The organism is Micromonospora chalcea (assembly GCF_002926165.1).
Classification (GTDB): Bacteria; Actinomycetota; Actinomycetes; order Mycobacteriales; family Micromonosporaceae; genus Micromonospora; species Micromonospora chalcea.
In genome coordinates this window covers 1-11,793 of sequence record NZ_MAGP01000023.1, presented here as the reverse complement: position 1 = coordinate 11,793, position 11,793 = coordinate 1, and the positions used below count along the sequence as shown (strand labels likewise).

Here is an 11,793-nt window from a genome sequence, read left to right as displayed (position 1 = left end):
CGGGAAGGGAGGGGGGTGATGGGCCGGGTTGGGGTTACCCTGATGCCATGTCGGCCACCGCGCACGCGTACCTCGCCCGGCCTGGGCGACCCGCCGTGGTGGCGCGCACCCTGGACGAGCTGACCGGCCCCACCACCGGCATCGTCGAACTGCCGGTACGCCTCATGTGGAGCAGCGAGCGCGCGTTCGACCTGGCCGACCCGGACGAACTGCTCTGGATGTACGAGAACGTGCTGCGCGAGACGACCCGGGTGGAGGATCTGCGCGAGCTGATCCACGGGGGCACGTTGCGCCGGTTGTGGCCGCTGTTGAACCTGCCCCGGGGCGTACGCCTGGCCTGGGAGGGCCGGCACCGGAGCCTGCGCCCGGCGTGACCCATCCGCACGACTTCTACCGGGAGGTGGCCCGGGTGGCGCTGGCCGCCGCCGGCCCGCACCGGTTCGTGCTCGGCGGCGGTGTCGCCTGGGCCGCGCACGGCCTGGTCACCCGCCCCACCGAGGACGTCGACCTGTTCGCCGACGTGGAGGGCGCCGCCGCGGCCGCGGCCGACGGGGTACGCGCGGCGCTGGAACGGGCCGGCTACCGGGTGGCCGAGGCGGATCCGGGCGGCCTGGGCGAGGTGTTCGACGGCTTCGACCGGGACCTGCGGGACTTCGTGGTGAGCCGGGACGGCCGGCAGATCCGCCTCAGCCTGGCCCGCCTGGACCGGCACCGCAGCCCGGTGGTGATGGACTTCGGCCCGGTGATGGACGTGCGGGACCTGATCGCCAACAAGACCGCCGCGCTGGTGAACCGGCGGGAGGTACGCGACTACATCGACGTGTCCGCCGCGCTGGACCGGTACACGGTCGCGGAGCTGCTGGAGCTGGCCCGGCAGGTGGACCCGGCGCTGGACGACGAGGACGTGCGCGCCGCCGGCCGCTACCTGGACGGGCTGGCCGACCGCCGGTTCACCCGCTACGGCCTGGACGCGCCGCGCATCGCCGAGGTGCGCCGCCGGATGGCCGTCTGGCCCCGCTGAGCAACGGAACCAGACGACCCCCGCCGCGCCGCGCCGGACGGACAGACGCCCGAGTCGCGCCGGACCAGACGACCGAGCCGGGACAAGCCGGACCGGCCGGATGGGCGAGCCGGGACCAGAGACGCAGCCGGACCGGACGCTCACTTCGTCGGGCGGCCGCCCGTGACGCCGAGGATCTCGCCGGTGACGTAGCTGGACTCCTGGGATGCGAAGTAGACGTACGCGGGCGCCAGCTCGGCCGGCTGACCGGGACGGCCCATCGGCGTGTCGGTGCCGAACTGCTTCACCTTCTCCTCCGGCATGGTGGCCGGGATCAGCGGCGTCCAGATCGGACCGGGCGCGACCGCGTTGACCCGGATGCCCCGCTCGGCGAGGTTCTGCGCGAGCGCCTTGGTGAAGTTCGCGATGGCGGCCTTGGTGGTGGCGTAGTCGAGCAGCTGCGGCGACGGGTCGAACGCCTGGATCGACGACGTGTTGATGATCGTCGAGCCTTCCTTCATGTGCGGCACGGCGAACTTGCAGAGCCAGAACATGGCGTACACGTTGGTCTTGAACACCCGGTCGAACTGCTCGGTGGTGATGTCGAGCAGGCCGTTGTCCTGCGACATCTGGTACGCCGCGTTGTTGACCAGGATGTCGACGCCGCCGAGGTCGCGCATCGCCTGGTCGACGAGGGCACGGCAGTTGGCCTCCTCGCGCAGGTCGCACCGGACCGCGACGCCGGTGCGCCCGGCCTGCTCGATCAGGGCGACCGTCTCCCGGGCGTCCTTCTCCTCCTCGTCGGCGAGGTAGGTGACGAGCACGTCGGCGCCCTCGCGGGCGAAGGCGATCGCCACGGCCCGCCCGATGCCGGAGTCGCCGCCGGTGATGATCGCGCGCTTGCCGGTGAGCCGGTCGCTGCCCCGGTACGACTGCTCGCCGTGGTCGGGCTTCGGCCCCATCTCCTGCTCGTTGCCGGGCGGCGTCTGCTGCTGCGAGGGCTGTCCCTCACGCTGTCCGTACTGCTCGGCCGGGTGCTGCTGGGTGAACTGGTCCTCGCTCATGTCTGCGCCCCTACCCCGGTGGCCGGAGGGGAAACAGCAGCACCGTGACCGTAGGGGAAACAAAACGGGCCGGTGTGGCGCACGCGACATGTGGTGGTTATGGTGCGCAACGGCGCCCACGAGGCGCGTACCCCCCATTGGAAAGGCACCTCATGACTTCCTCCTCCGGCGCCTCCCGGCGCCAGGTGCTGGCCGTCGCGGCCGCCGCCGCGACCGCTCCCCTGCTGGCCGGCGCGCCCGCCGAGGCGAAGCCGAAGCAGCCGAAGACCTGGGACCTGACGATCCTCGGCACGTCCGACACCCACGGCAACGTCTACAACTGGGACTACTACAAGGACGCGGAGTTCGACGACAGCAAGCAGAACGACGTCGGCGTCGCGAAGCTCGCCACCCTGGTCAACCAGATCCGCGCCGAGCGCAAGGGCAGGGCCACGCTGGTCCTCGACGCCGGCGACACCATCCAGGGCACGCCGCTGGCCACGTACTACGCCAAGCAGGAGCCGATCACCAGCACCGGTGAGACGCACCCGATGGCCCGAGCCATGAACATCCTCAAGTACGACGCGGTGACGCTCGGCAACCACGAGTTCAACTACGGCCTGCCGCTGCTGGCCACCTGGATCGAGCAGCTCGGCTTCCCGGCCCTGGCCGCGAACGCGCTCAACGCGAAGACCGGCAAGCCGGCGTTCCTCCCGTACGTGATCAAGGAGGTCAAGCTCGGCGGGCACGGCGCGCCGAAGCTGCGCGTGGGCGTCCTCGGCCTGACCAACCCCGGCGTGGCCATCTGGGACAAGGGCAACGTCGAGGGCCGCCTCGTCTTCGCCGACATGGTCGCCACCGCCGCGAAGTGGGTGCCGGAGATGCGCCGCCGCGGCGCCGACCTGGTCGTCATCTCGGCGCACGGCGGCGACAGCGGCACCTCCAGCTACGGCCCGGAGCTGCCGAACGAGAACCCGACCGCGCTGATCGCCGAGCAGGTCCCCGGCATCGACGCGATCCTGTTCGGCCACGCGCACAACGAGGTGCCGGAGAAGTTCGTCACCAACCTCACCACCGGCGAGCGGGTCCTCACCTCGGAGCCGTCGAAGTGGGGCCAGCGGCTGACCCGGATGGACTTCACGCTGACCCGGGAGAAGGGCCGCTGGACGGTCACCGCCAAGTCGGCCACCACGCTCAACACCAACACGGTGGTCGAGGACCCGGCGGTGCTCGCGGCCGTGCGCGGCCAGCACACCAAGACCGTCGAGTACGTCAACCGCGTCGTCGCGCAGTCCAGCGTGGAGCTGTCGGCCGCCGAGTCGCGGTACAAGGACACCCCGATCCTGGACTTCATCAACCACGTCCAGACCGAGGTCGTCACCGAGGCGCTCGCGGGCGGCGAGTACGCGGGCCTGCCGGTGCTGTCCATCGCCGCGCCGTTCAGCCGTACCGCGGTGTTCCCGCAGGGCGACGTGCGCATCCGCGACGTGGCGGGCCTCTACGTGTACGACAACACGCTGGAGGCGGTCGTGCTGACCGGCGCCGAGGTGAAGGCGTACCTGGAGTACTCGGCGAAGTACTTCGTCACGCTGCCGGCGGGCGCGCCGGTGAACCCGGAGACGATCAGCGACCCGGCGGTGCCGGACTACAACTACGACGTGTTCTCCGGCGTCGACTACGACATCGACATCGCCAAGCCGGTCGGCCAGCGGATCACCCGGCTGGTGCTGGCCGGCACCGACACCCCGGTCGCGGCGGACGCCCGGTTCGTGGTGGCGGTGAACAACTACCGGCGCAGCGGCGGCGGCAACTTCCCGGGCATCGTGAAGACCCAGGTCTACAACGCCCAGCAGGAGACCCGCCAGCTGCTCATCGACTGGGCGCAGGCCAAGGGCGTCATCGACCCGGCCGACTTCTTCGTACCCAACTGGAAGCTGGTGCGCGACGGCGTGCCGGTCTTCTGACCGTGCGGCGACGGGGTCCGGGCCGGTGCCCGGGCCCCGTCAGCCGCCCGCGCGCAGGTGCCACTCCGACTCCCCGCCGACCGGGTCCGGCCGGTCCGGCGGGGTCTCGGTCTCCACGGACCCCGTGAGGTCCTCCGGGCGTACCCGGGCCGGCAGTTCGCCGAAGCGGACGTGCCGCAGGAACGCGTACTCCTCGTCGGTGAACGACTCGGCCGGCTCACTCATGACCGCATTGTGCGCCCGCCCGTCCCGCCGGCGCATCAACCACCACGGCAGGGGTATGCCGCCGCGACGACCGTCGGCGACGAGGTGGAGGAGACATGCGCGCAGTACGGATGACAGCGCCCGGGGTGCTGGAGCACACGGAGGTGCCCACGCCCGAGGCCGGCCCCGGTGAGGTGCTGCTGCGCGTCGGCGCGGTCGGCGCCTGCCACTCCGACCTGCACATCCTCGACGCTCCGGCGGGCGTGTTCCCGATCCCGATGACCCTGGGGCACGAGATCGCCGGCACCGTCGACACGGTCGGCGCCGGGGTGGTCGGCTGGTCGCCCGGAGAACGGGCCGCGGTCTACGGGATCATCGGCTGCGGCCGGTGCCGTGCCTGCCTGCGGGGCGAGGAGAACCGCTGCCGGGTAACCCCGGTCGGCGGCGTCGGGCTCAGCCGCGACGGCGGGCTCGCCGAGTACGTCGTGGTTCCCGCGTCCCGGCTGCTGCCGGTCGGCGACATGGACCTGACCCAGGCCGCGCCGCTCACCGACGCCGGGCTGACGCCGTACCACGCGGTGGAGCTGGCCCGGCCCCGGCTGCGGCCCGGCACGACCTGCGTGGTGATCGGCATCGGCGGCCTGGGGCACATGGGGTTGCAGATCCTGCTCGCCACCACCGCGGTACGGATCGTCGCGGTGGACACCAGCGCCGCGGCGCTGGACCTGGCCGGGCGGCTCGGCGCGCACCACGTGGTGCAGGCCGGCCCGGACGCGGTGGAGAAGATCCGTGAGCTGGTCGGGCCGGCCCCGGACGGCGCGGACGTGGTGCTCGACTTCGTCGGCGCCCAGGCGACCCTGGACACCGCCCGGCAGGTCGTCGCCACCGGCGGTCAGCTGCTGCTGGTCGGCCTGGCCGGCGGTACGCTGCCGGTCCGGCCGGTCGCCGACGAGCCGCCGCCCGTGCCGTTCGAGGCCGCTGTGGCGGTGCCGTTCTGGGGCACCCGGGCCGAACTGCACGAGGTGATCGCGCTGGCCCGCGACGGCCGGCTGCACGCCGACGTGCAGACGTTCCCGCTCGCGGAGGCGCCGCAGGCGTACGAGGCGCTGCGCCGGGGCGACGTGCACGGGCGGGCGGTCATCGTCCCCTGACCGGGGGCGTTCAGCCGTGCTGGAAGACCGGGGCGAGCACCTCGGCCAGGCGTGCCTTGACCGCGTCGCGGTGCGGCTGCGGCAGCGCCGGGGCGTCCCGGCTCGGCCCGATGCCGGTGTCCAGCAGCACGTACAGCGCCCGCAACGCCCGCATGCTGTTCGAGGCGTGCGCGGGTGTGGTGCCCCGGGGCAGCGCGGCGAAGCTCGCCGCGACCGGGTCCAGCCAGCCGAGCGCGTCGGCGCCGGACAGGCCGGGCCGGGCCAGCACCAGCGCGATCGCGCGGGCCAACCGGTCGTCCTCCTGCTGCGCGAAGAGGTGCCCGGTCGGCGCGACGAGGCGGGCCGCGGCCAGGTCGAGCATGCTCGCCGGGTCGACAGACGGGTGGCGGCCGAACGTGGCCAGCAGGTCGGCGCCGTGGGCCACCGCGTGCAGCCAGCCGAGCGTCGCGTCGTACCCGCGCAGGTCGGTCTCGGCCGGGTACCAGGCGCGGAACGCGGCCGGCCAGGCCGGGTCGAGGTCACCCCGGCTGACGATCATGTCCAGCACCAGCGGCGCGAACGTGCGGGCCTGGATCTCCGGGTCGGTGAACCGCTCGGCCATGATCGCGCCCAGCTTCGCCCGGCGGCCGGCGTCGATCACGTCCCGGGCGATCCAGGTGCGCAGCACCACGTAGGGCGCACCGTCCCGGACCGCCGGGTCGGGGTCGCGCAGCGCGGCGGCGAGTTCGGCGACGAGGTCGTCCAGGTCGCGGCCGTCCGGCACCGCGAAGTCGCGTTCGCAGACGAGATCCCAGTCGGTCACCGCGCCAGGTTAACCGGCCACGGCCCGCGCCCTCGCGGGCAGACGGTCGAGCACCGCGAGCCCGGCGCGTACCGGCCGCCGGTCGAGCATCTCGGCGAAGCTCGCCCGGCCCTGGCAGAACCGGACGAACATCCGCCAGCCGGGCGGGCTGGCCAGCATCGCGTGGAACACGTCGGGCCGCCGCTCGAACGTCTCCAGCAGCCGGTGCCCGGCGCGCATCTCCGGCGTCAGCCGCCGGCCGACCTCCCGGGCGTACGCGCCGAGGTCGCCGCCGGCCACCGCTTCCCCGGCCAGCCGGCCGGAGCGCAGCGCGTAGCTGATCCCCTCCCGGCTCCACGGCTCCAGCAGCCCGGCCGCGTCGCCTGCGACCAGCACCCGCCCGTGGCGCAGCGGCGAGTCGTCGGCGCGGCAGCGGGTGAGGTGACCGGAGTCGTGCTCCGGCGTCACCCCGGACAGTCCGAGCCGGTCGGTGAAGTCGCGCAGGTAGGCGCGGGTGCGGTCGCCGTCGCCCCGGGCCGAGATGACGCCCACGGTGAGCCGGTCGCCCTTGGGGAACACCCACGCGTAGGAGCCGGGCAGCGGCCCCCAGTCGAGCAGCACCCGGCCGCGCCAGCGTTCCCGTTCGGCACCGTCCACCGGCAGTTCCAGTTCCAGGCCGAGGTCGACCTGGCGGAAACGGACACCGACGTGGCGTGCCGTGACGCCGGAGGAGCCGTCCGCGCCGATGACGGCACGGGCGCGCACCACCTCGCCGTCGGCCAGACGCAGGCGTACCTCGTCGGGGTCCTGCTCGACCGCGCGGACCGCGACGCCCTCGCGGACCTGAGCCCCGGCGGCGACGGCGGCGGCGCGCAGCCGGTCGTCGAACTCCTCCCGGCGGATCATCGTGACCAGCGGCGACGGGTGCCGGCGGGTGAACGCGCGCCGCCCGTCGCGGGTGAACGTGATCCGGTCGACCCGGTCGTGGGCGGGCACCTCGAGGCGGTCGGCGACCTCGGCCAGCGAGGTGCCGATCAGGCCGCCGCCGCAGGTCTTGTACCGGGGGTGGGTGGCCCGCTCGACCACGAGCGTGCGGACGCCGGAGCGGGCCGCGGCATGCGCGGCGGAGAGTCCGGCGGGCCCACCGCCGACCACGACGAGATCCCAGATGATCACTGGTGCAGCCTAGGGCACCGCCGTGCCGCCCCGCCCGGCACGACAGTCGAACGGGTGAGCATCATCGCGGCCCGTCCGGGTAACCGCCGGTCGCCGGCCGTCCGCGGGTCGGACGGTCCACGCCGAGGAGGGAAGCGATGCCTCAGGTCCAGCTGTCTGCGGTCGAGGAACGGGTGTACCAGGCGGTGTCCGCGCTGGAGGTGCAGGGACACGTCCCCTACCCGGACCTGATCGCCCAGGAGACCGGGATGACCGAGGAGGAACTGCGCGAGCCGCTGCACTCGCTCACCGAGCGAGGGCTGCTGCACCGCGAGGACTCCCCGATGTCCGGCCTGGACTTCGGGCCGCGGTGGTGCGCGCGCCAGGTGGCGTGATCGGATCGTGCCGGACACCGGGTACGACGATCGGCGTCGCTGGCGCGCGCTGAGCGTCGGCCTGATCGCGGCGTTCATGACGCTGCTGGACGTCAGCATCGTCAACGTCGCGGTGCCGTCGATCGACCGGGCGCTGCACGCCACACCGAGCGACCTGCAGTGGGTGCTGTCCGGGTACGCGCTGACGTTCGGCCTGGTGCTGGTGCCGGCCGGGCGGTTCGGCGACGCGCGCGGGCGGCGTACCGCGTTCGTGGTCGGGGTGGGCCTGTTCACGCTGACCAGCGCGCTGGCCGGGCTGGCCCGCTCGCCGGAGTGGCTGGTGGTGGCCCGGCTCGTCCAGGGCGCCGCCGCCGGTGTGGTGAACCCTCAGGTCAGCGGCATGATCCAGGAGCTGTTCCGGGGCGCCGACCGGGGTCGCGCGTTCGGCCTGCTGGGCGCGACGATCGGTATCTCCACCGCCGTGGGGCCGCTGCTCGGCGGCCTGCTCATCCAGCTGGGCGGCGCGGAGCACGGCTGGCGGTGGGTGTTCTTCGTGAACATCCCGGTCGGGATCGTGGCGATGCTGCTCGGCTGGCGGCTGATGCCGACCCGGGCGACGAACCCCGCCGGGCGGGGCCGCCTCGATCCACTCGGCGTGCTGCTGCTCGGCGCCGGGGTGACGGTGATCCTGCTGCCGCTGGTGCAGCGGGAGCAGTGGCGGGGCCCGGGCAAGTGGTTGCTGATCCCGGTCGGCCTGCTGCTGCTCGCCGGGTTCGCGCTCTGGGAGCACCGGTACGCCCGGCGCGCCCAGCCGCTGTTCGACCTGCGGCTGTTCACGGTGCGCTCGTACACGCTCGGCGCGCTGATCGGCCTGATCTACTTCGCCGGGTTCACCGCGATCTTCTTCATCTTCACGCTCTACCTGCAGATGGGGCTCGGCTACAGCGCGCTCGTGGCCGGTCTGGCGATCACGCCGTTCGCGCTCGGTTCGGCGCTCGCCTCCGCGCTCGGCGGCCGGGTGGTCACCCGGTACGGCCGTCCGCTCGTCGCGATCGGGCTGCTGGCGGTGGTGGCCGGGCTGATCGCGACCGACCTGGTGCTGGCGGGCGGGCCGCACGACAACGTGCCGCTGCGGACCGCGCTGCCGCTGCTCGTCGCGGGGCTGGGCAGCGGCCTGGTGATCGCGCCGAACCAGACGCTCACGCTGTCCGAGGTGCCGGTGCCGATGGCCGGCAGCGGCGCGGGCATGCTGCAGACCGGGCAGCGCATCGGCTCGGCCGCCGGCATCGCCGCGGTGGGCGCGCTGTTCTTCTCCACGATCGCCGACGACCACGGCGACTGGGGTACGGCGTTCCGCCACTCACTGCTGCTCGCCGCCGGGATCATCGTGCTGGCGCTGGGTGCCGCCGTGGCGGACATCGTGGCCGGTCACCGACGCCCGGCGGGCCGCCCCTGATCGGCGCCGGGCAGCAGCACGGTGGTGAGCAGCCGCCGGGTGCGGCCGGGCCCGGGGCCGAGCGCGGCGTACTCGGCGAACAGCTCGCGGAACCGGGTGACGAACTCGGCGGTCTCGGCGTCGGTGGCGTGGAACGCGTTCTGCCGGTAGCCGGCCACGTCGCGGGCCAGGTCGGGGTCGCCGCGGTCGAGGTAGCCGTCGAAGTCGGCGAGCAGGCCCGCGACGAAGGTGAGGAACGCCTGGCGGTGCCGTTGCGGGCTCATGGCCCGGGCCTCGTCCGGGTCCACCGACGCGGCGGCCTCGTGGAGCCGGTAGCTGCGCTCGACCGCGCCGCGGGCCCGCCGCTCCCCGACCGTGTGCAGCACGCCGTTCTCGGCGAGCGTGGCGACCTGCCGGTAGAGCGTGGCCGGCGGCACGTCGCTCAGCTCGCTGCGCAGGTCGGCGGTGGTCAGCGTGCGGCCGCCCAGGAACGCCTGGACGATGCGCAGCCGGACCGGGTGCATCAGCAGCTCCACGGTGTCGAGTGCCACAGTCGCTCCCCTTTTTGTTATCGCCTCCGGTAATGTTCTCACCGACGATAACAGAACCGAGGAGCACGCCGATGGCCACCATCGACATCACCCCCGACCGCATCGACGTCCGGCTCACCACCGCCGAGAAGATCTGGGCCCTGCGCGGCGACCTGTCGTTCCCCCGCTCCGCCGTCGCGGGCGCCGTCGTCGTGCCCGACGGGGCGCGCGCCACCCGCGGCATCCGGGCGCCCGGCCTCGGCGTGCCCCGCACGCGCAACGTCGGCACCTGGCGCGGCAGGGCCGGCAAGGAGTTCGTCAGCGTCCGCGGCGGCCAGCCGGCCGTCCGCATCACCCTCACCGGCCAGGCGTACGACTCCCTGCTCATCGGCGCCGACGACGCCTCCGCCCTGGCCGTGGCGGTGCTGCCGTGACGATCGACCGTCCGCTCGTCGTCGACTCGGGCGAGCAGCGGCTGTCCGGCACGCTCACGCTGCCCGACGGCGCCGGAGGGCACCCGGTGGCGCTGCTGCTGCCCGGCTCCGGGCCGATCAACCGCGACGGCGACCACCGCCGCCTGCCCCTGGGCATCCAGCGGCACCTGGCCGCAGCGCTCGCCGGGGCCGGGATCGCGGTCGCCCGGTACGACCGGCGGGGCGTCGGCGAGAGCACCGGCGAGTTCCTGCGTACCGGCTTCTTCGACAACGTCGACGACGCGGCCGCCGTGTTCGCGGCGCTGCGCGACGACCCGGTCGTGGACGCCGGACGGATGTTCCTGGTCGGGCACAGCGAGGGCGCGCTCACCGCTGTCGCGCTCGCCGCGCGCGGCGTACCGGTGGCCGGCCTGGTCCTGCTGTCCGCGCCCGGGCGCACCGGCGCCGAGGTGCTGCGCTGGCAGGCCGGACGACTGCTGCCCACGCTGCCCGCGCCGGTACGCCTGGTGCTCCGGCTCACCCGCACCGACCTGGTGACGAAGGTGGCCCGCAACCACGAGAAGATCCTCGCCACCGACAAGGACGTGGCGTGGGTCGGCGGGCAGCGGCTCAACGCCCGCTGGTTCCGGGAGTTCCTGCGCTACGACCCGCGGCCGGACCTGGCCCGCGTCGACGCGCCGATCCTCGCGCTCACCGGCGACAAGGACCTCCAGACCGACCCGGCGGACCTGCCGGTCATCGCCGCGCACGCGGGCGGGCCGGTGCGGACCGGCGTGCTGCCGGACGTCACCCACGTGCTGCGGCGCCAGCCCGGTCCGCCGTCGCTGCGGGCGTACCGGGACGAGGCGAAGCAGCCGCTGGACCCGTCGGTGGTCGAACCGGTGCTGTCGTGGCTGGCCACGCACAGCGGCTGAGAGCACGCGAAAGGCCGGCACCCGGATCGGGTACCGGCCTTTCGTCGGGTCTTACTTGTGCCAGTGCTCGGCGACGATCTCGGCGGCCTGCTTCTCCCACTGCGCGTACGCGTCGGGGTAGGCGCTGACCTGCACGGTCTGCGCGGCCTCGGTCAGCGGCATGTCCTGCCAGCCGTCGACCTGCTTGAGGCCCTTGAGGAACGCCAGCGTCGAGTACTCGGGGTCGGTGATCTGCTCCGGCGTACCCCAGCCGCTGGACGGCCGCTGCTGGAACAGGCCCAGCGAGTCGTGGTCGTTGCGGTCACCCAGGTGACCCAGGTTCTCCAGCTTCGACTCCTGCAGCGCGGTGGCGATCGCGACGACAGCGGCCCGCTCGGGCAGGCCCGCCTTCTTGGTGGCCGCGATGATGGCCTTGGCGTTGGCGATCTGCTCGTCGTTCAGGTCCACGTGCGACTGCTCGCCCTGCGGGCTCACGCCCTGAACCGCGACGGCGGCCGGCTTGGTGGTCTCCGCCGCGTGGGCGGCGACCGGACCGGCGAACACGCCACCGGTGAAGGCGAGACCGGCGATACCGAGGATGCTCTTGCGCAGGATCGTGTTCATGGTGGGCTCCGTTCGGGGGTCGACGCATCCGGGGGATGCGTGGGCACCGTCAGGCGCTCGAAGTTCTCGGGGGGATCCGGCAGCGCGGGGCGTGCCGGGTGCATCTGCAACGACCGACGACCCGGGCTTGTTCCCCGGGGGCGCTCGCCGGCGCCACTCCGGTCGCGCACCGGCTTACAACGGCCCCCACCCGCCCCCGGGGAAC

The 11,793-nt window shown here is 73.6% G+C and carries 14 protein-coding genes; 8 read left to right on the top strand and 6 right to left on the bottom strand.

The genetic code is table 11. The features are described 5' to 3' along the window. The first annotated feature begins 47 nt into the window (after positions 1-47). Positions 48-374, top strand: coding sequence for a hypothetical protein (locus BAW75_RS03550; RefSeq protein ID WP_043323958.1), 327 nt, complete (start codon positions 48-50; stop codon positions 372-374). After that, complete coding sequence (locus BAW75_RS03545; RefSeq protein WP_104112613.1) at positions 371-1,021, top strand: nucleotidyl transferase AbiEii/AbiGii toxin family protein; 651 nt, start codon at positions 371-373, stop codon at positions 1,019-1,021. Before BAW75_RS03550 ends, BAW75_RS03545 begins: the two co-directional genes overlap by 4 nt. Before the next feature lie 140 nt (positions 1,022-1,161). On the opposite strand, the gene BAW75_RS03540 is transcribed toward BAW75_RS03545, so the two are convergent. Further along, a complete protein-coding gene (locus tag BAW75_RS03540) occupies positions 1,162-2,064 on the bottom strand; it encodes an SDR family oxidoreductase (RefSeq protein ID WP_104112612.1) in 903 nt (300 codons plus the stop codon). Positions 2,065-2,216: 152 nt separating this feature from the next. Between BAW75_RS03540 and BAW75_RS03535 the strand changes: the two genes are divergently transcribed. After that, positions 2,217-4,007 carry a bifunctional metallophosphatase/5'-nucleotidase gene (locus BAW75_RS03535; RefSeq protein WP_104112611.1) on the top strand — a complete coding sequence of 597 codons (1,791 nt, stop codon included), beginning with the start codon at positions 2,217-2,219 and terminating at the stop codon, positions 4,005-4,007. Between the two features lie 39 nt (positions 4,008-4,046). Here BAW75_RS03535 and BAW75_RS03530 read toward each other — a convergent pair whose 3' ends face one another. Next, a complete protein-coding gene (locus BAW75_RS03530; RefSeq protein ID WP_223201055.1) occupies positions 4,047-4,232 on the bottom strand; it encodes a hypothetical protein in 186 nt (61 codons plus the stop codon). 95 nt (positions 4,233-4,327) lie between these two features. Here BAW75_RS03530 and BAW75_RS03525 point away from each other — a divergent pair, with 95 nt between their 5' ends. Continuing rightward, positions 4,328-5,362, top strand: a complete 1,035-nt coding sequence (locus BAW75_RS03525) for an NAD(P)-dependent alcohol dehydrogenase (RefSeq protein ID WP_104112610.1) — start codon at positions 4,328-4,330, stop codon at positions 5,360-5,362. Positions 5,363-5,372: 10 nt separating this feature from the next. Here BAW75_RS03525 and BAW75_RS03520 read toward each other — a convergent pair whose 3' ends face one another. Further along, on the bottom strand, positions 5,373-6,164 hold the full coding sequence (locus BAW75_RS03520; RefSeq protein ID WP_104112609.1) for a DUF2785 domain-containing protein: 792 nt from the start codon (positions 6,162-6,164) through the stop codon (positions 5,373-5,375). Between the two features lie 9 nt (positions 6,165-6,173). After that, positions 6,174-7,319 carry a geranylgeranyl reductase family protein gene (locus BAW75_RS03515; RefSeq protein WP_104112608.1) on the bottom strand — a complete coding sequence of 382 codons (1,146 nt, stop codon included), beginning with the start codon at positions 7,317-7,319 and terminating at the stop codon, positions 6,174-6,176. A gap of 137 nt (positions 7,320-7,456) precedes the next feature. Between BAW75_RS03515 and BAW75_RS03510 the strand changes: the two genes are divergently transcribed. Together BAW75_RS03510 and BAW75_RS03505 are read left to right on the top strand one after the other, a co-directional pair. Further along, positions 7,457-7,693, top strand: coding sequence for a hypothetical protein (locus BAW75_RS03510; protein WP_043323944.1), 237 nt, complete (start codon positions 7,457-7,459; stop codon positions 7,691-7,693). Between the two features lie 7 nt (positions 7,694-7,700). Next, positions 7,701-9,128 carry an MFS transporter gene (locus BAW75_RS03505; protein WP_244206004.1) on the top strand — a complete coding sequence of 476 codons (1,428 nt, stop codon included), beginning with the start codon at positions 7,701-7,703 and terminating at the stop codon, positions 9,126-9,128. On the opposite strand, the gene BAW75_RS03500 is transcribed toward BAW75_RS03505, so the two are convergent. Continuing rightward, positions 9,101-9,658, bottom strand: a complete 558-nt coding sequence (locus BAW75_RS03500) for a helix-turn-helix domain-containing protein (RefSeq protein ID WP_104112606.1) — start codon at positions 9,656-9,658, stop codon at positions 9,101-9,103. The two genes, BAW75_RS03505 and BAW75_RS03500, sit on opposite strands and share 28 nt — an antisense overlap. Positions 9,659-9,729: 71 nt before the next feature. On the opposite strand from BAW75_RS03500, the gene BAW75_RS03495 reads away from it, so the two are divergent. Both BAW75_RS03495 and BAW75_RS03490 read left to right on the top strand, forming a co-directional pair. Further along, a complete protein-coding gene (locus BAW75_RS03495; RefSeq protein ID WP_064445921.1) occupies positions 9,730-10,071 on the top strand; it encodes a hypothetical protein in 342 nt (113 codons plus the stop codon). Further along, the gene (locus tag BAW75_RS03490) at positions 10,068-10,985 is read left to right on the top strand and encodes an alpha/beta fold hydrolase (protein WP_104112605.1); all 918 of its coding nucleotides are present in this window, start codon (positions 10,068-10,070) and stop codon (positions 10,983-10,985) included. The genes BAW75_RS03495 and BAW75_RS03490 overlap by 4 nt, the downstream gene beginning before the upstream one ends. Before the next feature lie 51 nt (positions 10,986-11,036). On the opposite strand, the gene BAW75_RS03485 is transcribed toward BAW75_RS03490, so the two are convergent. Next, positions 11,037-11,588, bottom strand: coding sequence for a hypothetical protein (locus BAW75_RS03485; protein WP_069089615.1), 552 nt, complete (start codon positions 11,586-11,588; stop codon positions 11,037-11,039). Between the last annotated feature and the right edge of the window lie 205 nt (positions 11,589-11,793).

What these genes read in the sequence shown, in the direction of transcription:
- BAW75_RS03485 (WP_069089615.1), bottom strand. Translation starts at nt 11,588, where the DNA reads ATGAACACGATCCTGCGCAAGAGCATCCTCGGTATCGCCGGTCTCGCC.
- BAW75_RS03530 (WP_223201055.1), bottom strand. Translation starts at nt 4,232, where the DNA reads ATGAGTGAGCCGGCCGAGTCGTTCACCGACGAGGAGTACGCGTTCCTG.
- BAW75_RS03525 (WP_104112610.1), top strand. Translation starts at nt 4,328, where the DNA reads ATGCGCGCAGTACGGATGACAGCGCCCGGGGTGCTGGAGCACACGGAG.
- BAW75_RS03510 (WP_043323944.1), top strand. Translation starts at nt 7,457, where the DNA reads ATGCCTCAGGTCCAGCTGTCTGCGGTCGAGGAACGGGTGTACCAGGCG.
- BAW75_RS03495 (WP_064445921.1), top strand. Translation starts at nt 9,730, where the DNA reads ATGGCCACCATCGACATCACCCCCGACCGCATCGACGTCCGGCTCACC.
- BAW75_RS03535 (WP_104112611.1), top strand. Translation starts at nt 2,217, where the DNA reads ATGACTTCCTCCTCCGGCGCCTCCCGGCGCCAGGTGCTGGCCGTCGCG.
- BAW75_RS03550 (WP_043323958.1), top strand. Translation starts at nt 48, where the DNA reads ATGTCGGCCACCGCGCACGCGTACCTCGCCCGGCCTGGGCGACCCGCC.
- BAW75_RS03540 (WP_104112612.1), bottom strand. Translation starts at nt 2,064, where the DNA reads ATGAGCGAGGACCAGTTCACCCAGCAGCACCCGGCCGAGCAGTACGGA.